This is a genomic window from Micromonospora sp. WMMD956 (assembly GCF_029626125.1).
GTDB lineage: Bacteria > Actinomycetota > Actinomycetes > Mycobacteriales > Micromonosporaceae > Micromonospora > Micromonospora carbonacea.
The window spans coordinates 4,944,529-4,964,475 of sequence record NZ_JARUBI010000005.1 but is presented as its reverse complement, the minus strand read 5'-3'; the positions used below and the strand labels follow the sequence as shown (position 1 = coordinate 4,964,475).

Annotated in this window: 16 protein-coding genes; 8 read left to right on the top strand and 8 right to left on the bottom strand. The window is 73.4% G+C overall.

What is annotated here, in order from left to right; translation table 11 throughout:
- Positions 1-48: 48 nt before the first annotated feature.
- Positions 49-675, bottom strand: coding sequence for an SGNH/GDSL hydrolase family protein (locus O7628_RS22405; RefSeq protein WP_278133361.1), 627 nt, complete (start codon positions 673-675; stop codon positions 49-51).
- A gap of 244 nt (positions 676-919) precedes the next feature.
- On the opposite strand from O7628_RS22405, the gene O7628_RS22400 reads away from it, so the two are divergent.
- Complete coding sequence (locus O7628_RS22400) at positions 920-3,136, top strand: ATP-binding domain-containing protein (RefSeq protein ID WP_278136385.1); 2,217 nt, start codon at positions 920-922, stop codon at positions 3,134-3,136.
- 83 nt (positions 3,137-3,219) lie between these two features.
- Here O7628_RS22400 and O7628_RS22395 read toward each other — a convergent pair whose 3' ends face one another.
- The gene (locus tag O7628_RS22395) at positions 3,220-3,627 is read right to left on the bottom strand and encodes a hypothetical protein (protein WP_278133359.1); all 408 of its coding nucleotides are present in this window, start codon (positions 3,625-3,627) and stop codon (positions 3,220-3,222) included.
- A 326-nt stretch (positions 3,628-3,953) separates the two neighbouring features.
- On the opposite strand from O7628_RS22395, the gene O7628_RS22390 reads away from it, so the two are divergent.
- The gene (locus O7628_RS22390; RefSeq protein WP_074479179.1) at positions 3,954-4,349 is read left to right on the top strand and encodes a hypothetical protein; all 396 of its coding nucleotides are present in this window, start codon (positions 3,954-3,956) and stop codon (positions 4,347-4,349) included.
- A gap of 82 nt (positions 4,350-4,431) precedes the next feature.
- Here O7628_RS22390 and O7628_RS22385 read toward each other — a convergent pair whose 3' ends face one another.
- From O7628_RS22385 to O7628_RS22375, 3 genes are all read right to left on the bottom strand, one after another.
- Positions 4,432-5,448, bottom strand: a complete 1,017-nt coding sequence (locus O7628_RS22385) for a sporulation protein (RefSeq protein ID WP_278133357.1) — start codon at positions 5,446-5,448, stop codon at positions 4,432-4,434.
- Positions 5,449-5,627: 179 nt separating this feature from the next.
- The gene (locus O7628_RS22380) at positions 5,628-6,401 is read right to left on the bottom strand and encodes a DeoR/GlpR family DNA-binding transcription regulator (protein WP_178064013.1); all 774 of its coding nucleotides are present in this window, start codon (positions 6,399-6,401) and stop codon (positions 5,628-5,630) included.
- Positions 6,367-8,436, bottom strand: coding sequence for a beta-galactosidase (locus tag O7628_RS22375; protein ID WP_278133354.1), 2,070 nt, complete (start codon positions 8,434-8,436; stop codon positions 6,367-6,369). Before O7628_RS22375 ends, O7628_RS22380 begins: the two co-directional genes overlap by 35 nt.
- Before the next feature lie 285 nt (positions 8,437-8,721).
- Here O7628_RS22375 and O7628_RS22370 point away from each other — a divergent pair, with 285 nt between their 5' ends.
- The 5 genes from O7628_RS22370 (at position 8,722) to O7628_RS22350 (ending at position 15,246) form a co-directional block, all read left to right on the top strand.
- Positions 8,722-10,053, top strand: coding sequence for an ABC transporter substrate-binding protein (locus O7628_RS22370; protein WP_278133352.1), 1,332 nt, complete (start codon positions 8,722-8,724; stop codon positions 10,051-10,053).
- Between the two features lie 22 nt (positions 10,054-10,075).
- Complete coding sequence (locus tag O7628_RS22365) at positions 10,076-11,032, top strand: sugar ABC transporter permease (RefSeq protein WP_278133351.1); 957 nt, start codon at positions 10,076-10,078, stop codon at positions 11,030-11,032.
- Positions 11,029-11,934 (top strand): carbohydrate ABC transporter permease, encoded by a 906-nt coding sequence (locus O7628_RS22360; protein WP_278133350.1) that lies wholly within the window; start codon positions 11,029-11,031, stop codon positions 11,932-11,934. Before O7628_RS22365 ends, O7628_RS22360 begins: the two co-directional genes overlap by 4 nt.
- Positions 11,931-14,099: an alpha-galactosidase gene (locus O7628_RS22355; RefSeq protein ID WP_278133348.1), complete on the top strand. Its 2,169-nt coding sequence runs from the start codon at positions 11,931-11,933 to the stop codon at positions 14,097-14,099. Before O7628_RS22360 ends, O7628_RS22355 begins: the two co-directional genes overlap by 4 nt.
- Positions 14,100-14,181: 82 nt before the next feature.
- On the top strand, positions 14,182-15,246 hold the full coding sequence (locus O7628_RS22350; RefSeq protein WP_278133346.1) for a MerR family transcriptional regulator: 1,065 nt from the start codon (positions 14,182-14,184) through the stop codon (positions 15,244-15,246).
- Positions 15,247-15,306: 60 nt separating this feature from the next.
- Here the strand turns inward: O7628_RS22350 and O7628_RS22345 are convergent, their stop codons facing one another.
- Positions 15,307-16,680 carry a cellulase family glycosylhydrolase gene (locus O7628_RS22345; RefSeq protein WP_278133345.1) on the bottom strand — a complete coding sequence of 458 codons (1,374 nt, stop codon included), beginning with the start codon at positions 16,678-16,680 and terminating at the stop codon, positions 15,307-15,309.
- Between the two features lie 370 nt (positions 16,681-17,050).
- Here O7628_RS22345 and O7628_RS22340 point away from each other — a divergent pair, with 370 nt between their 5' ends.
- Positions 17,051-18,013, top strand: coding sequence for a TIGR03557 family F420-dependent LLM class oxidoreductase (locus tag O7628_RS22340; RefSeq protein ID WP_278133343.1), 963 nt, complete (start codon positions 17,051-17,053; stop codon positions 18,011-18,013).
- Positions 18,014-18,371: 358 nt separating this feature from the next.
- On the opposite strand, the gene O7628_RS22335 is transcribed toward O7628_RS22340, so the two are convergent.
- Entirely contained in the window at positions 18,372-19,061 is a 690-nt protein-coding gene (locus O7628_RS22335; RefSeq protein ID WP_278133342.1) for a hypothetical protein, read from the bottom strand.
- Between the two features lie 64 nt (positions 19,062-19,125).
- Positions 19,126-19,941 (bottom strand): endonuclease/exonuclease/phosphatase family protein, encoded by an 816-nt coding sequence (locus O7628_RS22330; protein ID WP_278133340.1) that lies wholly within the window; start codon positions 19,939-19,941, stop codon positions 19,126-19,128.
- Between the last annotated feature and the right edge of the window lie 6 nt (positions 19,942-19,947).

The window sequence follows — 19,947 nt, the reverse complement described above, 5'->3', positions numbered from 1 at the left end:
CCCCGGCCGGGACCGGGGCAGCGGGTCGGTGCAGCGGGTCAGGCGGGGTCAGGCGTCGAAGGCGGCCAGGAAGGCGTCCGCGATCACCGCGTGGCCCGGCAGTCCCGGGTGGACCCGGTCGTCGGCCCAGCGGCTCGACGGGCTGTGCGCCAGCACCCGGTCGAAGGCCGCCTGGGTGGCGACGTGCACGGCCTCGAAGTCCTTGGCGACGGCGGCCACCACCGCCGCGTAGCGATCGGTCTCGGCGCGCTGCGGCTCGTCGACGTCGGCCTCGATGAGGAACGGGTCGGCCAGCACCAGCCGGCAACCGGTGGCGGTCACGGCGCGGCGCAGCAGGGCGCGCAGGGTGCGCTCGTATTCGTCGATCGGCACGGCCTCGGCCTCCTGGCCGGGGCTGAACGCGCGCCAGATGTCGTTGATGCCGACCATCACGCAGAGCCAGTCGGGGCGCTCGGCGATGGCGTCGGCGTCCCAGCGGGCGGCGAGGTCGCGCACCGTGTCGCCGCCGACGCCCCGGTTGACCCAGGTCAGCTCGCGCTCCGGGTAGCGGGCGTCGACGAACGCGCGGACCAGGCTCAGGTAGCCGTCGCCGTAGGGGGCGGCGTGGTCGCGCCGGCCGCAGTCGGTGATGCTGTCCCCGATGAACACGACCCGTTGACCGGCACCCAGCAGCATGCGCGCGACTCCGTCCCGACCCGTGGCGCAGCGCCGCCCCGATCGCTTGGCCGGGGGGTCGCCGCGCGGTATCTTTGGCAATTCAGGCACAAAAAAGGAACGGCGTGCAGAATGCCGTTCCTGACGCAATTCTAATTATTAGGGAGAAGGCTTGTCAAGGCACTCCGCGGGTCCCGACGAGCTGCGCAACGACGACCAGAACGGGCACGCCGACGAGATCGGCCACGAGCAGGAATACGTCTCCATGCTCTACGACCGGCTGGACGGCCTGCGGGAACAGTCCGCCCGGCGGCTCGCCGAACAGCTCCGCGCCGGCGGCGGCACCCAGCAGGCCCGGTCCCAGCGCGACAGCGCCGTGAAGATGTACGCCGAGCAGGTCGAGCAGTACTCCGCCGTGGAGAACGGGCTGTGCTTCGGCCGGCTGGACACCGACGACGACGCCCGCCGCTACATCGGCCGGATCGGGATCTTCGACACCAGCGGCGACTACGACCCGTTGCTGATGGACTGGCGGGCCCCGGCCGCCCGCGCCTTCTACCTGGCCACCGCCGCCAACCCGCAGGGCGTGCGGCGACGCCGGCACCTGCGTACCCGGCAGCGGAAGGTGGTCGCCCTCAACGACGAGGTGCTCGACCTCGCCACCGCCTCCCCCACCGCCCACGAGGAGCTGACCGGCGAGGCGTCCCTGCTCGCCGCGCTCAACGCCGGGCGCACCGGCCGGATGCGCGACATCGTCGAGACGATCCAGGCCGAGCAGGACCGGATCATCCGCGCCGACCTGCCCGGGACCCTGGTCGTGCAGGGCGGCCCCGGCACCGGCAAGACCGCCGTCGCCCTGCACCGGGCGGCGTACCTGCTCTACACCCACCGGCGGGAGCTGGCCACCCGGGGCGTGCTGCTGGTCGGCCCGAACGAGACGTTCCTGCGCTACATCTCCCAGGTGCTGCCGGCGCTGGCCGAGACGGGCGTGCTGCTGCGTACCCCCGGGGACCTGTTCCCCGGCGTCAGCGCCCGCCGGGCGGAGCCGGCGGCCACGGCGGCGCTCAAGGGCCGGGCGGAGATGACGCAGGTGCTGGCCGCGGCCGTGCGGGACCGGCAGTGGGTGCCCGACGAGCCGCTGGAGATCGAGGTCGAGCGGGAGGTGCTGCCGCTGGCCCCGGAGACCGTGCGGACCGCCCGGGACCGGGCCCGCCGCTCCGGGCGGCCGCACAACCTGGCCCGCGCGGTCTTCGACGTCGAGGTCGTGCACGCCCTCGCCGCCCAGGTCGCCGAGCGCATCGGCGCGGACCCGCTCGGCGGGGCCAACCTCCTGGAGGAGGCCGACGTCGCGGAGATCCGCCGGGAGCTGCGCGAGGAGCCAGGGGTGCGGGCCGCGCTGGACCAGCTCTGGCCGGTGCTCACCCCGCAGCGCCTGCTCGCCGACCTGTACGCCGACCCGGACCGCATCGCCGCCGCCACGCCCGGCTGGACCGACGCCGACCGGGCGGCGCTGCGCCGCGAGCCGGGCGGCTGGACGCCGGCAGACGTGCCGCTGCTGGACGAGGCCGCCGAGCTGCTCGGCGAGGACGACCGGGCCGCCGAGGCCCGCCGGGCCCGCCTGCGCGCCCTGCAACGCGAGTACGCCGAGGGCGTGCTGGAGATCGCCCGGGGCTCCCGGTCGATCGACGTGGAGGACGAGGCGGAGGGCGGCGAGATCCTCGGGGTGGCCGACCTGCTGGACGCCGACCGGCTGCTGGAGCGGCAGGAGTCCAGCGACGGGCTGACCACCGCCCAGCGGGCCGCCGCCGACCGGAGCTGGGCGTTCGGGCACGTCATCGTCGACGAGGCGCAGGAGCTGTCGCCGATGGCCTGGCGGCTGCTGATGCGCCGCTGTCCCAGCCGGTCCATGACGATCGTCGGGGACGTGGCGCAGACCGGCGCGCTCGCCGGCACCCCGTCGTGGGGCGAGGCGCTGGAGCCGTACGTGGCGCAGCGGTGGCGGCTGGAGGAGCTGACGGTCAGCTACCGCACCCCCGCCGAGATCATGTCGGTGGCGGCCGGGGTGCTGGCCGAGATCGACCCGCACCTGCGCCCGCCCCGCTCGGTGCGGCGCAGCGGGGTGCCGCCGTGGGAACGCGCGGTCGACGGGGGCCGGCTGGCCGGCGAGCTGGCCGACGCCGCCGTCGCCGAGGCGGCCGACCTGACCGACGGGCGGCTCGGGGTGATCGTGCCCGCCGGCCGGGTCGACGCGCTGGGCGCGGCGCTGCTGGCGGTCCTGCCCGAGGCGGCCGTCGGCGACCACCCGGAGTTGGAGAGCCGGGTGGTGCTGCTGACGGTGGCCCAGGCCAAGGGGCTGGAGTTCGACACCGTCCTGGTGGTCGACCCGGACGGGATCGTCGCGGAGTCGCCGCGCGGGCACAGCGACCTCTACGTCGCGCTGACCCGCGCCACCCAGCGCCTCGGCGTCCTCCGCTTCACCTGACCCGCCCTGGCTACCGGAATCCTGGACGGTTGCCGTCTGCTGTGGACGGCAACCGTCCAAGGTCTGGTCTCGCTGGCGGCCGGTCAGTCCTCGGTGAAGTTGCCGACCTGGCTGGCGCTGCTGGACTGGTCGCTGGTCGCGCCGCCCGCCGGGGTGCTCAGCCCGCCCGTGGTCGCGTCGCCCGTGGTGGTCGGCGCGACCTCCCCCGGGTGCCGCTCCGGCTGCCGGGCCACCCGGCGGACGCTCGCCGGCCCGGCCGTGCCGCCGGTCGTGGTGACCGCGCCCTGGCCCCGGGTGGGGCCGCCGTCGCGCAGCACCGCCGGGTCGATCCGGACGTGCGCCGGGTCGTCCGGGTCCTCGTCCTGAATGACCCGCTGCACGTCGGTCTGCGGCACGGTGACCTCGTCGAGGGCCCCCTCGCCGTAGACGCCGCCGGCGATCCGTTCCTCGGCCTTGCGGGCGGACTCCCGCATCGTGTCGTCCTCACGCACGTCCATCACCTCGCAGAAGTGTCGGAATCGTGCTGCGTGCCCGGCCGGGGGGCGACCAAACGTGCCTGCGCCGCGCGCCCCGGCCGCGCGACCGCACCGCCCGGCCCACCCGCACCGCCCGGTCCGCTTGCTCCGCCCGCCGCCCAGCCCGGCCGCCCGCACCCGCCCCGAGCTGCTGCTATCCGGCGACAGGAGGGTGTTACCTCGCCGGGGAGCCGGGTAGTCGGGGGGTGCCCCCGCCACGAACGTCAACCGTGCCGTGGCCGAAACGCGGTAGCGGGGCGAGGGAGCGCAGTAAGGACTCATCGCATCCTGAGGAGGACAAGATGAGCACGCAGGCTGCATCCACCAGGCCGATGAACCGCACGCAGGAAGCCCCGAACCGGGCGATGAACGACATGCCGAACCGCGCGATGCAGGAGGCGCCCACCCGGCCGATGCCGATGATGCACGACGGGCACCGGGAGCCGATGATGGCACCGGGCACGGAGACCAAGCAGGCCTTCATGACCACGGAGTTCTGGGTCTACGTCGCCTCCGTGATCGGCGTGCTCGCCGCGTCGTACCTGGTCGGCAAGAACTCGGTCGGCGTAGACATCTTCCGCGCGCCGCAGGCATGGTTCTTCATCACGCTGCTGACCATCGGCTACCTCGGCAGCCGGGGCCTGGCCAAGGCCGGCAGCAACTTCCGCAGCGGCGCGGAGCGCAAGGCCCGGCACTGACGCCGGACCAGCTCCGAGCAGCACGGTGGCCCGCCGGGATTCCCGGCGGGCCACCGTCGCGTTTCTTCGCGTACGTGCCGGACTACTCCTCGCCGAAGCCCCAGTCCTCGGCGAAGTCGCCCTCGACGGCGTCCTCGATCATCTCGCCGGCGACCATCCCGCCGACCGCGCCGAGCGCCGCCCCGGCGACGATCCCGCCCATCCCGGGACCCCGGCCGTGGCCGCGACCGTGGCCGTGCTGCATCGGGTAGCCAGGTTGCATCGGGTAGCCGTGCTGCGGCGGGTAGCCCTGCGGGGCCCCGAAGCCCTGGGCGCGTAGGCCGCCGTAGCGCGACGTGGTCTCCTTCAGCCAGCCGTCGACCACCTGCGCCCAGTCGACGCGGTCGGCGTCGGCGTGCGAGACCGTGTAGCGCCCGAAGACGTCGTGGCCGGCGCTGAGGAAGCCGCCCCGCTTGTCGCACTCCAGGATCACGTCGATGCCCTGCTGGCTGGTGACGAACGTCAGCTCGACCTCGTTGATGACCTGCGCGTACTGCGGGGCCGCGAAGTATTCGATCTCCTGGTAGAAGGGCAGCGTCTGCTGCACCCCCCGGATGTGGCCGCGCTCCAGGTCGGCGCCCTTGAACCGGAAGCCGAGCCGGGCGAACGCCTCCAGGATCCGCTCCTGCACCGGCAGCGGGTGCACCGCCACCTGGTCGAGGTCGCTCTTGTCGACGGCCCGGGCCACCGCCACCTCGGTGCGCAGCCCCATGGTCATGCCGTGCAGACGCTGGCCGTACACGTCGGTGATCGGGGTCTCCCACGGCACCGGGAGCTGGAACGGGATCGACAGCTGCTGCTTCGGGGCCAGCTCGAAGGCCCCACTGACCGGCATCCGGTGGAACTCCATGATGCCCGCGTACTCGCTGTCGCCGCTCTCGATCTCGACACGGGTGACCAGGCCGACGGCGATCTGCTCGATGGCGGCCGGGGCCTCCCCGCCGACCAGGTTGACCCGGCCGTCGAGGGCCAGACCGGGCCGGGTGTTCGGGTTCGCGAGAACGGTGTCCACGGTCGGACCGCCCACCCCGAACGCGCTCAACATCTTCTTGAAGACCATCGCCACTCCCGCAGGTGCGCGCTCCACCCTGGAGCGTCGCAGCTCACGCCACCGACCCTAGCCAACACCGCTGTGAGGTGCCTGGGAACACACCGTGCCCTGCTCGGCGTGCTCGGCGGCGTCGGCGGGCGTGAGAAGGGGACCCTTCTCTACCGTATGCGTTAACAGGGGGCCCTTCCTTACACCTCCACCACGACCAGGTCGCCCACCTGCTCGGCGAGCGGGGCACGGGCCGCCGGGTCGAGCCCCGCGTCGGTGATCAGCACGTCCGCGTCGGCGAGCGGGGCGATGGTGGCGATGCCGATAGTCTCCCACTTGGTGTGGTCGGCCAGCACCACCAGCCGCCGGGCGGCGTGCACCAACCGCCGGTTGATGCCGGCCTCCAGCAGGTTGGGGGTGGTGAAGCCGGTGCGCGGGCTCATCCCGTGCACCCCGAGGAAGAGCACGTCGACGTTGAGCGTGCTCACGGCGGCCTCGGCCACCGGCCCGGTGAGCGCGTCCGACGGGGTGCGGATGCCGCCGGTGAGCACGACCGTGCGGTCGGCGCGCGGGTCGGCGTAGAGCGCGTCGGCGACGGGGATCGAGTTGGTCACCACGGTCAGCCCGCGCACGTCGGCGAGCAGGGTGGCCAGGGCGGCCGTGGTGGTGCCGGCGGAGAGCGCGATCGCCATGCCGGGCTCGACGAGGGTGGCGGCCCGCGCGGCGATGGCCCGCTTCTCGTCGCGCTGGCGGATCGACTTCGCGGCGAAGCCGGGCTCCTCGGCCGAGCCCGGCCCGGCCAAGGTCGCCCCGCCGTGCACCTTGTCGATCAGCCCGCGTTCGGCGAGGACCTCTAGGTCGCGGCGGATGGTCATGTCGGAGACGCCGAAGCGGGTCACCAGGTGGCTGACCCGCACCCCGCCGCGCTGCCGGATCAGCTCAAGGATGGCGCTCTGCCGTTGCTGGGCGAGCATCGGACTCCTCCTCCCGGACCACGGCCACCTCGCCCGGGGCGACCTCCAGCTCCCCGGCACAGCGGACGCTCGCGAGCAGCTCGGTGCCGGTGGCGGCGATCCGCGCCGGACGGTCGGTGTGGTTGACGACGAACAGCCAGCTCCGCCCGTCGCCGCGGCGGCGGACCACCTCCACGCCGGGCGGGGCGTCGGCGGCCGGCCGGACGCCGGCCTCGGCCAGCAGCCGGGCCACCAGGCGGTCGGTTGCGGCGTCGTCGAGCCGGGTGGCCGCGTACCAGGCCGCGCCCGCGCCGACGGCGTGCCGGGTCAGCGCCGGGACCCCGGGCAGGGGCCCGTCGGCGTACGCGGCGACGACCTGCGCGCCGGCCGGGTGCAGCCACTCCGTCCACACGTCGGCGGCGGAGCCGTCGTCGAGGGTGACCCGCTCGCCCTCGCGCAGCGGGAAGAACTCCTCGGTGCGGATGCCGAGCAGTTCCCGGAACGCGCCGGGGTAGCCGCCGAGCCGGACGTGGTCGTGCTCGTCGACGATGCCGCTGAAGTAGGTCACCAGGGCGGTGCCGCCGGCGGCGACCCACCGGCGCAGGGCCTCGGCGTCGGCGTCGCGGACGAGGTAGAGCGTCGGCACCAGCACCAGGCGGTATCGGGACAGGTCGGTCGACGGGTGCACCACGTCGGCGGTGACGCCGGCCCGCCAGAGCGCGCCGTGCAGGGCGGTGAGCCGGTCGGCGTACGTGACGTCGACGCTGGGGTGGGAGTCCAGCTCGACGCCCCACCACGCCTCGTAGTCGAACAGGATCGCCACGTCGGCGTCGACGCGGCTGCCGCGTACCTCGGCGAGGGCCTTCAGGTCGGCGCCGAGCCCGCACACCTCGCGGAAGACCTTGGTGTCCGCCCCGGCGTGCGGGACGAGTGCCGAATGGTACTTCTCCGCACCGGCCCGGGAGGCCCGCCACTGGAAGAACAGCACCCCGTCGGCGCCCCGGGCGACGTGGGCGAGGCTGTTGCGGCGTAGCTGCCCGGGCGCCTTCGCCACGTTGCGGGGCTGCCAGTTGACGGCGCTGGTGGAGTGCTCCATGAGCAGCCACGGCGCGCCGCCGGCGACGCCCCGGGTGTGGTCGGCCGCCAGCGCCAGGCCGACGTGCGAGAGCGGGTCGGCGGCCGAGAGGTAGTGGTCGGTGGCGACCAGGTCCACGTCGGCGACCCAGGAGTAGTAGTCCATGTGCTTGCTCATGCCCACCATGAAGTTGGTGGTGACGGGCTGGGCGACGAGCCGCTTGAGCAGGTCGCGTTCGGCGCGTAGCTGGGCGCGCTGCTCGTCTGAGGAGAAGCGCAGGAAGTCGAGCTGCTGGGTGGGGTTGGCGAAGGTCGGCGCGGCGCGCGGCGGGTTGATCTCGGCCCAGTCGCCGTAGCGCTGGCTCCAGAAGAGGGTGCCCCACGCCTCGTTGAGGGCGTCGAGGTCGCCGTAGCGCTCGCGCAGCCAGCCCCGGAACGCCGCCGCGCTGACGTCGCAGTAGCAGTGCACGTTGTGGCAGCCCAGCTCGTTGGAGACGTGCCACATGACGACGGCGGGGTGGTCGGCGTAGCGGGTGGCGACGGCCTCGACGAGGGCGAGCGAACGCTCGCGGAACACCGGCGAGCTGGGGCAGTACGCCTGCCGGCCGCCCGGCCACAGCACGGTGCCGTCGGCGCGGCGGGGCAGCGTCTCGGGGTGGGCGTGGGCCAGCCACGGCGGCGGGCTGGCGGTGGCGGTGGCGAGGTCGACCGAGATCCCCCCGGCGTGCAGGGTGTCGAGGGCGCGGTCGAGCCAGCCGAAGTCGTAGGTGCCGGGGGTGGGCTCCAGCAGGGCCCAGGAGAAGATGCCGACGGAGACCAGGTTGACCCCGGCGCGGCGCATGAGCTCCACGTCCTCGGCCCAGGTCTGCTCGGGCCACTGCTCGGGGTTGTAGTCGGCGCCGTAGTAGATGCCGTCGCCCTGCCAGCCGTCGCCCTGCCCGCCGGTGTCGCGCTGCCCGCCGGTGTCGTGTCGATCCCGCATGAGGGCACAGCGTGCCCGCGCAGCACACCCAAGTCAACACTTTTCAACATCGGGCTTCTTTACAACGTTTACCGCGTCGATCCCCTTGTCACAGCGCGGTTTCGATCGACAGATCGACCCTTGACAGCGCCCGACGGACGAGTAGCTTGAGGCCCCTATGGCCGTTCGTGTTCGCTGATGTGGGTTCACGGTGGATCCGCTGTGGCATTCCCGAACGCCGATCACCCACCACCCCCACCACCCCACCCCCGGGTGCCGCACCCCTTCTCAGCCGCAGGAGGCACCATGTCCCGTCCCCGCACCCAGGCCGAGTACCTCGCCCGGCTCGTACCCCCGTCCGTCGCCGGCCTGCGCCGGCGCTCCCTGCTGGCCGGCGCGGCCGGCACGGGCGCCCTGCTCGGCACCGGCCTGCTCGCCGGCTGCGGCTCGGACTCCGAGTCCGGCGGGGCGGAGTCGAAGACGGTGTCGCTCGGCTCGAACCAGTCCGACCCCAAGCCCAAGGACGTGATCGCCAAGGTCATGGCCGGGTTCCAGACCGCCTCCGGCGTCGAGGTCGCGATCAACACGGTCGACCACAACACGTTCCAGGAGAACATCAACAACTACCTCCAGGGCAAGCCGGACGACGTCTACACCTGGTTCGCCGGCTACCGCATGCGGTTCTTCGCGTCGAAGGGCCTGGCCGGCGACGTCAGCGACGTGTGGGGCAAGCTCTCCGGCTACTCCGACGCGTTCAAGAAGGCGTCGACCGGCGACGACGGCAAGCAGTACTTCGTGCCGGCGTCGTACTACCCGTGGGCGATGTTCTACCGCAAGTCGGTGTGGCAGCAGCGCGGCTACCAGGTGCCGAAGACCCTGGACGAGCTGAACGCCCTCGGCGCGCAGATGAAGCGGGACGGCCTCAACCCGATCGCCTTCGGCGACAAGGACGGCTGGCCGGCGATGGGCACCTTCGACATCCTCAACCTGCGGATCAACGGCTACCAGTTCCACATCGACCTGATGGCCGGCAAGGAGGCGTGGACCTCCGACAAAGTGAAGAAGGTCTTCGACACCTGGGCGGGGCTGCTGCCGCTGCACCAGGCCGACAGCCTCGGCCGGACGTGGCAGGAGGCGGCCCAGTCGTTGCAGCAGAAGAAGTCCGGCATGTACCTCCTCGGCCTCTTCGTGGGCCAGCAGTTCAACGATGACGAGCAGGACGACCTCGACTTCTTCACCTTCCCCGAGATCGACCCGGCGATCGGGGCCAAGGCCCTGGACGCGCCGATCGACGGCTACATGATGGCCCGCAAGCCGAAGTCCGCGGCCAACGCGAAGAAGCTGATGGAGTACCTCGGCTCGAAGGACGCCGCCGACGTCACCGTCAAGAACGACCCGAACACGCTCGTCGCCAACAGTGGTGCCGACGTCAGCGGCTACACCGCGTTGCAGAAGAAGGCCGCCGAGCTGGTCGGCTCGGCCACCGAGATCGCCCAGTTCCTCGACCGGGACACCCGGCCCGACTTCGCCTCCACCGTGATGATCCCGGCGCTCCAGCAGTTCATCAAGGACCCGAAGGACATCAGCGGGCTGCTCACCAGCATCGAGAACCAGAAGAAGTCGATCTTCACCGACTGACGACGGCGAGAGGCGAGGACACGTGTCCGACCTGCCCCTGATCCAAGCGGATCCCGCCGTGTCGTCGCCGGCCGCGACCACCCGCAAGGGTGGTCGCGGCCGCGGGTCACGGCTCCTGTCCCGCACCGACCGCGTGGTGATCGCGCTGATGGTGCTCGTACCGCTGCTGCTGGTCGTCGGCCTGGTGTGGTTCCCGGCCCTGGCCACGGTGGCGCTGTCCGGCACGAACTGGGACGGCATCGGCCCGATCGGCGAGATCGAGTGGGTCGGCGGCCGCAACTACTCCGACGTGATCAACATCTATCCGCCGTTCGTGCCGGCCGTGCAGAACAACCTGCTCTGGCTCGCGGCGCTGTTCGTGGTCGCCACCCCGTTCGGCATGTTCCTCGCCGTGCTGCTGGACAAGGAGATCCGGGGCAGCCGCTTCTACCAGACCGCGCTCTACCTGCCGGTGGTGCTCTCGCTGGCGCTCATCGGCTTCGTCTGGCAGCTCATCTACTCCCGCGACCAGGGCCTGCTCAACGCGGCGCTGGGCACCAGCACCGACTGGTACGGCGACCCGGACGTCAACATCTGGGCGGTGCTCGTCGCCGCCGGCTGGCGGCACGTCGGCTACATCATGCTGCTCTACCTGGCCGGGCTGAAGGGCGTCGACCCGTCGCTGCGGGAGGCCGCCGCCGTCGACGGCGCGTCCGAGGCCACCACCTTCTTCAAGGTGGTCTTCCCGGTGCTGCGGCCGATCAACATCATCGTGCTGGTGGTGAACGTCATCGAGTCGCTGCGCGCGTTCGACCTGGTCTGGGTCGTCAACAAGGGCCGCAACGGGCTGGAGCTGATCTCCGCGCTGGTCACCCAGAACGTCGTCGGCGAGGCCAGCCGCATCGGCTTCGGCTCGGCGCTGGCGACGCTCATGCTGGCCGTCTCGCTGGTCTTCATCACCGTCTACCTGGCGACCGTCATGAGGGAGAACCGGAAGTGACCGCCGCTGCCCCTACCCGCGAGCCGGCCGCCCCCGCGTCCGGCCGCCGCCCGCTGCGGCCCGCCCGGGTCGTCCTGCACCTCTTCCTCGGCGCGGTCGCCGTCGGCTGGCTGTTCCCGATCCTCTGGGCGGTGCTGACCTCGCTGCGCTCCTACGAGTACACCGCCGCCAACGGGTACGTCTCCCTCGGCGGCTGGACCCTCGACAACTACGTCACCGCGTGGCGCACCGCCGAGTTCGGCAAGCACTTCCTCAACTCCGTCTACATCACGGTCCCGGCGGTGCTGCTGACGCTGTTCCTGGCCTCCTGCGTCGCGTTCGTCATCGCCCGGTTCAGCTGGAAGCTCAACATCGTCCTGCTCGGCCTGTTCACCGCCGCGAACCTGCTGCCCCAGCAGGCCCTGCTGATCCCGTTGTTCCGGCTGTTCACCGAGGTGCCGCTGCCGCCGTTCATGAGCGACTCCGAGCTGCTCTACGACAGCTACTGGGGGCTGATCCTGGTCAACGTCGCCTTCCAGTGCGGCTTCTGCGTCTTCGTGCTCAGCAACTACATGAAGGCCCTGCCGCACGAGCTGTACGAGGCGGCGATGGTCGACGGGGCCAGCGTGTGGCGGCAGTACTGGCAGGTGACCATGCCGCTGTGCCGACCCGCCCTGGCGGCGCTGGCCACGCTGGAGGTGACCTGGATCTACAACGAGTTCTTCTGGGCCACCGTGCTCATGCGCACCGGCGACAAGTTCCCGGTGACCAGCTCGCTGAACAACCTGCGCGGCGAGTTCTTCACCGACAACAACCTCGTCTCGGCCGGCTCGGTGCTGGTCGCGATCCCCACCCTGGTGATCTTCTTCCTGTTGCAGAAGCAGTTCGTCCGGGGCCTGACGCTGGGAGCCTCCAAGGGATGACGATCGTCCACCTTCGCCGGGCCGCGACCAGCCTGGTGCTCGACGCGCGCGGCCCCGGGCTGCCCCGGGTCGCGCACTGGGGCGCCGACCTCGGCCCGCTCACCGCCGACGACCTGACCGCGCTCGTCGCGGCAGGCGTGCCGCCGGTGGTGCCGAGCAGCTTCGACGCCCCGACCGTGCTGTCGCTGCTGCCCGAGGCGAGCGCCGGCTGGAGCGGGCGGCCCGGGCTGGCCGGGCACCGCGCCGGCGCCGCCTGGTCCACGGCGTTCCGCCTCGACGCCCTCGCCGTCACCGACGAGCCCGACGGGACCGGGGACCCCGCTGACCCGGCCGGTCAGGCCGGCTCGGCCCGGGTGACCGTGACGGCCAGCGACCCCGCCGCGGCGCTGACGCTGACCGTCGAGGTCGCGCTGGACCCGGCCGGGCTGGTGCTGCTGCGGCACCGGCTGCGCAACGACGGCGACACCCCGTACGAGCTGCGGGAGCTGACCGGCGTGCTGCCGGTGCCGGCGGTCGCCACCGAGCTGCTCGACCTGACCGGCCGGTGGTGCCGGGAACGGTCGCCGCAGCGGCACCCGTGGCCGATGGGCGCGTGGGTGCGGGAGGGCCGGCACGGGCGCACCGGGCACGACGCGACGCTGCTGCTGGTGGCCGGCACGGCCGGGTTCGGCTTCCGGCACGGCGAGGTGTGGGCGGTGCACACCGCGTGGAGCGGCGACCACGTCACGTTCGCCGAGCGGCGGCCCACCGGGGAGGCCACGCTGGGCGGCGGCGAGCTGCTGGGCAGCGGCGAGATCACGCTCGGCCCCGGCGAGTCCTACGCCACCCCCCTGCTCTACGCCGCGCACTCGGCCGCCGGCCTGGACGGGCTCAGCGACGCGCTGCACGCCCACCTGCGCGCCCGACCGGGGCACCCGCGTTCGGCGCGGCCGGTCACCCTCAACGTGTGGGAGGCCGTCTACTTCGACCACGACCTCGACCGGCTGCGCGCCCTCGCCGACCACGCCGCCGCCGTCGGGGTGGAACGGTTCGTGCTCGACGACGGCTGGTTCGTCGGCCGCCGGCACGACCGGGCCGGGCTCGGCGACTGGTACGTCGACGAGACGGTCTGGCCGGGCGGGCTGCAACCGCTGATCGACCACGTGCGCGGGCACGGCATGCAGTTCGGCCTCTGGGTCGAGCCGGAGATGGTCAACCCCGACTCCGACCTGTTCCGCGCCCGCCCCGACTGGGTGCTCGCCGTGCCCGGCCGGCTGCCGCCCCCGTGGCGGCACCAGCAGGTGCTCGACCTGGCCAATCCGGCCGCGTACGCGTACGTGCTGGGGCGGCTCGACGCGCTGCTGCGCGACCACGACGGCATCGCGTACCTGAAGTGGGACCACAACCGGGACCTCACCGAGGCCGGCCACGCCGGGCGGCCCGGGGTGCACGCGCAGACCGCCGCCGCCTACCGGCTGCTCGACGAACTGCGCGCCCGCCACCCGGGGCTGGAGATCGAGAGCTGCTCCTCCGGCGGCGCGCGGGTCGACCTGGAGATCCTGCGCCGCACCGACCGGGTCTGGGCCAGCGACTGCAACGACGCCCTGGAGCGGCTGGCCATCCAGCGGTGGACCGGGCTGCTGCTGCCGCCGGAGCTGGTCGGCAGCCACGTCGGGCCCGACCGCTCGCACACCACGCACCGGGTGCACGACCTGGGCTTCCGGGCCGCCACCGCGCTGTTCGGCCACTTCGGCGTCGAGTGGGACATCGGCTCCGCCAGCGCCGCCGACCGGGTCGAGCTGTCGGCCTGGGTGGCGCTGCACAAGCGGCTGCGACCGCTGCTGCACGCCGGCCGGGTGGTCCGGGTCGACCACCCCGACCCGGCCGTCTGGGCGCACGGCGTGGTCGCCGCAGACCTCACCCACGCGGTGTACGCCGTGGCGCGCGTCGCCACCTCGGTCGCCCAGACGCCGGGCGCGCTGCGGCTGCCGGGGCTCGACCCGGCCCGGCGGTACGCGGTCCGGCCGGCGGCCGGCGTGCCGGAGCCGGCGGCGCTGGAGCTGACGGAGCCGGGCTGGCTGCCCGGGGTGACCCTGCCGGGCGCGGTGCTCGCCTCGGTCGGCCTGCAACTGCCGGCCCTGCACCCCGAGCAGACCCTCCTGCTGGAGGTCGACGCGGTCGGCTGACCCCCCGTCTTGACCTTCCCCCTCGGGCAGGCCACAGGCTGGTGCCTGCCGGTCGCGGTGACCGGCACGAGGAGGACGTGACGTGGGGCTGCTGACCATCGGAGGGTTCGCCAGGGCCGCGCGGCTGACGCCGAAGGCGCTGCGCCTGTACGACGAGCTGGGCCTGCTCCGCCCGGCGGCGGTCGATCCCGAGTCGGGCTACCGGCTCTACGACCCGGCCCAGTTGGAGCGGGCCCGGCTGATCGCCTCACTGCGCCGCATCGGCATGCCGCTGGCCGAGATCCGCACGGTGTGCGGGCTGCGGCCCGGGGAGGCGGCCGAGGCCGTCGACGCGTACTGGCGGCGGGTCGCCGCCGACACGGCGCAGCGCGGTCGCCTCGCCACCCTCCTCGTCGGCGACCTGTCCGGAAAGGGGCCCGTCATGGACCACCACACTCTCACCGTCCGCCACGCCACCCGGTGCGAGACCGGGGCCGCGCGGGACAGCAACGAGGACGCCGCGTACGCCGACGAGCGGCTGCTGGCCGTCGCAGACGGCATGCGCGGGCCCGGCGGCGCGGCGGCCAGCGCCGCCGCGATCGACGCCCTCCGGGCGTTGGAGCCCGCCGACGTGCCGGCCCCCGAGCTCCTCGCGCTGCTGGCCGGCGGGGCCGACGAGGCCCACCGCGCCGTGCGCGGGCTGGCGGTCGACGCGCACCAGCCGGTCACCACACTGACCGCGCTGCTGCGCTCCGGCCCTCGGGTGGCGCTGGTGCACGTCGGCGACAGCCGGGCGTACCTGCTGCGCGAGGGCGAGCTGCATCGGCTCACCCGGGACCACACGTACGTGGAGTCGCTGGTCGACGCCGGCCGGCTGGCCCCGGAGGCGGTCGCCGCCCACCCGCAGCGGGCCGTGCTGGCGCGTGCCCTGGGGGCCGGCGGCGAGCACGTCGAGGCGGACCTGGCGCTACGCGACGCCCGCCCCGGTGACCGGTACCTGCTCTGCTCCGACGGGCTCTCGGCGGTGGTCGACCCGGCGGCGGTGTGCGAGGCGCTGGGCGGGGTCGGCGGGCCGGACGAGGCCGTGGACCGGCTGGTCGCCCTCGCGTACGCCGCCGGCGCGCCCGACAACGTCGCATGCGTGGTCGCCGACGTCGTCGCGGCGTAGCCCGGACGGACGCGTGGCCGGGCCCGGGCGGGCCCGGCCACCGCCGGTGGTGCGGAGAGGTCAGCTCGCCGTGCAGGTCACCGCCGGGACGGCGGGGGTGCCGGTGGAGCTGCCGAGGAAGCCGAAGCTGGTGCTGGCCCCGGCCCCGAGCTTGCCGTTGTAGCTGACATTGGTGGCGGTGACGTTCGACCCGCTGCTGGTCAGCGTCGCGTTCCACGCCTGGCTGATGGACTGGCCGCTGCCGAGGGTCCACTTCGCCGTCCAGCCGTTGATGGCGGCGGAGCCGGCGGTCACCTTGACCTCACCCTGGAAGCCGCCCTGCCACTGGCCGATGATCGTGTACGTCGCCGTGCAGCCGCCGCTGGCCGGCGGGGTGGTCGGCGGGGGCGTCGTGGTCGGCGGCGGGAGGGTCGGGGTCACGGTCGTCGAGGGCGTGGGCGTGACGATGCCGCCGTAGACCGACGCCTCCTTCGACGTCGCCTTGATGCCGTTGGCGCCGTTGAAGATGCGCTGGCCCCACGTGGTCAGGGCGTTCGGGTTGAAGTTGGTGGTCATGTCGAGGTATTCGACGCCGCCGCCGTTGCCGCTCCACGACCAGCCGAGGTAGCCGATGCCGTTGGCCTGCGTGTACGACAGGATGGCGTCCTCGTCGGGGTTGCCGTCGGAGTGGTCGAAGCCGAACTCGCCCACCACGATCGGCAGCTTCGCGGTGCGGAACCGGCCGAGGTAGTCGGAGATCTCGGCAGCGGTGTCGAAGACGCCGTACATGTGGATGGAGAAGACGGTGTTCTTCTGCGGGTCGGCCGCGAACACCGACGCCGCGTTGTCGCGCATGGTGAACGACCAGTCCTGGCCCCAGTTGGGGGCGTCGACCATGATGGTGTGCGCGAGGCCGGCGGCGCGCAGCCGCTTGATCGCGTTGGCCGAGTCGGTGGCCCAGGTGCCGTAGCCCTGGTTGCCGTAGGGCTCGTTGCCGATGTTGACGATCACGTACTTCTCCTGGCCGGCGAGGGCGCTGGAGATGCTCAGCCAGTAGTCGACCGCCCGGTCCAGGGTGATCGCGCCGCTCTGCTCGCCGTAGCCGGTGGTGTCGTGCACCTCCAGGACGCAGATCAGCTTGTTCGCCTTGCACAGGGAGACGACGTTGGCGACGTCGGCCGTGTCGTTCTTGGCCCAGCGGTCGCCGCTGGCCAGCACCACCCGCACCGTGTTCGCGCCGAGCGCCTTGATGTTGGCGAAGGAGCTGGTCTGCTGCGGGTACCAGGTGTGGGCGTGGTTGACGCCGCGCATGACGAACTCGTTGCCGTTGGCGTCGTAGAGCTTGCCGTTGGCGACGGTGAAGCCGGCGGCGGCGTGCGCGGGCTGCCCGAAGGCGAACACGGCGGCGAGGACCGTCAGCAGGGCGACGCCCGCGACGGAGAGACGTTTTCTCATGGCCTTCCTCAGGGAGGGTCGAGCCCCGTGCCCGGCGGGGGTGCGGTGGTGACGAAGAAGGCGGCTGGCCCGTCAGCCGCCGTCCGGCTCCGCGGCGGCGCAGGCATCAGCGTAGGCCGATCAGTGAGGAGGGGCAACCGGTTCAGTGACTCGCCACTCAGCGGAGGGATGTCCTGTGGCGGCTCGCGGGGCAGCGAGCCGCCACAGGTGCGGTCATCCCCACCACAGGATGCGACGCCCCCAGCCTGAACCGGTTAAGGCCGGACCTTACCACCCAGAGCCGCCCCGTCAAGGCCTCGACGGCCGTCGAGGGTTGACCGACGCCCACGGGGGTATGCGGGGTGGATCGGCAGAGCGAAGGAGATGCGCCATGGTCAACGTCGGCTACACCCTGATGTGCGAGCAGGCCGGGCCGAAGGAACTTGTCGACTACGCGGTGCGCGCCGAGGCCGCCGGCTTCGACCAGCTGGTGATCTCCGACCACTACTATCCCTGGCTGGATTCCCAGGGCCACTCCCCGTACGCCTGGTCGGTGCTCGGCGCGGTCGCCCACGCCACCAGCCGGGCCGAGCTGATGTCCTTCGTGACCTGCCCGATCCGCCGCTACCACCCCGCCGTGGTGGCGCAGAAGGCCAGCACGATCGGGGTGCTGTCGGACGGCCGGTTCACCCTCGGCCTGGGCGCCGGGGAGAACCTCAACGAGCACGTCGTCGGCGGCTGGCCGCACGTGCAGCAGCGGCACGAAATGTTCGAGGAGGCGCTCCAGATCATCCGGCCCCTGCTGAACGGGGAGACGCTGACCTTCTCCGGCAACCACTTCGACGTGCCCGACGCGTACGTCTGGGATCGGCCCGACCGCCCGGTGCCGATGGCCGTGGCCGCGTCCGGCCGGCAGTCGGCGACGCTCGCCGCCGACTACGGCGACGGCCTCGTCGCCACCGAGCCCGACGCCCAACTGATCCAGATGTACGACGACGCGGGCGGCGTGGGGCAGCCCCGGTTCGGCCAGGTCGCGATCTGCTACGGCCCCGACGAGGCGGAGTGCCGCAAGATCGCGCACGACCAGTTCCGCTGGTTCGGCATGGGCTGGAAGGTCAACGCCGAGCTACCCGGCCCGGAGTCGTTCGCCGCCGCGACCCAGTACGTCCGCGAGGACGACGTCGCCGACGGGATCTCCTGCGGCCCGGACACCGACCGGCACGTCGCGGCGTTCAAGAAGTTCGTCGACGCCGGCTTCACCCACGTGGCGCTGGTGCAGGTCGGCGGCGACACCCAGCCGAGGTTCCTCGACTGGGCCCGGGAGGAGCTGCTGCCCCGGCTCCGCGAGCTGTGAAGCGGCGGCGGCTCGCCGTCCTGCTCGACCTGGTCCATTAGCCCGTCCGCCACGCGCATCGACCGGTTACTCAGCGCCATCCGCGCGCCCGACGACGCCAATCCCGCCATTCCCTTTGCTCTGCACCCACAGACGCATCGCTCACGCAGCGCAACCGACCGGCCCATCCGCCACCGTCCGCGCCATCCTTCCCGCGCAGCTCGCCGGGGTGGTGCGTCGATGGGTGCAGAGCAAAGGGGGCAGGGGCAGTCCGGTGCTGCCGCCGGATCGTCGCGCGGAGTAAAGCCGGCCGCCCCCGCAGCCGAACGCCATCACCCTCACGGAAAGTGACAACGCCGGAGCGCCGCCGACCCGGACGTCAGGGGCGCAGATTCAGGGCGCGCAGGAGGGCCCGGGTGGCCTCCCGCACCGGGGCCAGGACCGACGCGTTCAGCCAGCGGGCCGCCGGGGTGACCGTGACCCGCCAGGCGGCGCGCAGGGCGCGGCCGAGCGGGGCGACGGTGTGCCGCCAGGCCCAGCGCAGGGCCCGGCCGACCGGGCGCAGCAGCAGCCGGTGCAGGGCGCGCAGGATGCGCCCGGCGAGCCGCCAGGCGGCGGTCAGGGCCGTCCACAGCAGCCGCAGCAGCCACCACAGGCCGCGCCCGAGGGCCCGCAGCGCCGGCCCGAACAGCCGCCCCACCAGATCCACCAGCGGCACCAGGAGGTGCCGGATCAGCCAGTCGACCGCCACCACGACCAGGCGCGCCACGGGCCGGACCAGCGTCCGGAGCACCCAGCTCAGCGGACGCCGCACCAGGTGCCGGGCCAGCCAGGCCAGGGGCACCCAGACCAGGTGGTACGCGAGCCAGGCGAGCGGGCGCAGCACCCAGGCCCGCAGGGCCCGGCCCAGCGGGCTGAGCAGCCAGCGGCGCAGCCACCGCCCGACCGCGACGAGCAGCTCCCACACCAGCCGCACGGGCAGCACCACGACCAGGGCGACGCCCCGGGCGAACGCGGCGACCAGCGGGTGCGGCGGCGGCTCGGGGCGGGCGGTGTCTCGGCCGGTCACGGCGGCGAGCGTAACGGCCCACGGCAACCATGCGGCGGCCCGGCCGGCACGGTGGCCCGGCCGGTCAGGCCGGGCGCAGGTCGAGGTCGGCGAGCACCGGGTAGTGGTCGGAGGCGTGCTCGGTGTCGCCGCCGCGCACCACGACGCAGGACCTAGCCAGCCCGGCCAGGGTGGGCGTGCCGAACAGGTAGTCCAGCCGCATGCCGGAGAACTCCGCGCCGCCGCCGTGCCGCGTCGGCGCGGTGCGCCCCTCGTCGCCCGGGGCGAGCGCGGCGTACAGGTCGACCAGGCCCGCGGCGGCGAGCCGGGCCACCGCCCGGGTGTCCACCGTGCGCCCGTCGCGGCGCAGGTGCCGGCGACGGTACGCGGCCGGCAGCCGGGCGACGCGGTCGGTGTGGTCGACGCCCGGGGCGAGGGTGTTCAGGTCCCCGGCCAGCAGCGCCAGCGCGCCCCGCCCCACGCCGGGGGTCCGGCCGACGGCCCCCGCCAGCCAGCCCGCCTCGACCCGCCGCCGCAGCCCCGAGTACGGGTCGAGGTGCGCGGCGAGCACGGTGAGCGGCCCGGAGTCGGTGGCCACGGTGACGCGTACGGCGGCGTGGTGGAACGGTCGGCGGACCGGGCCGGCCGCGACGACCCGCAGCGGCGGGCGGACCAGCACCGCCACGGGCTGCCCGAAACACGACCGGGCCAGGTACGGCTCCATGCCCACGGCGGCGGCGAAGCCGGCCAGCACGCCGCCGGAGTCGAAGCCGCGCAGCTCCTGCGCGGCCAGCACGTCCGGCCGGTGCGCGGCGACGACCCGGGCCACCCGGTCCAGGCGGCCGGGGCCCGTCCGGTCCCGGCCGCCGGTCCTGATGTTCCAGGTCATCACCCGCAGCATCGCCGG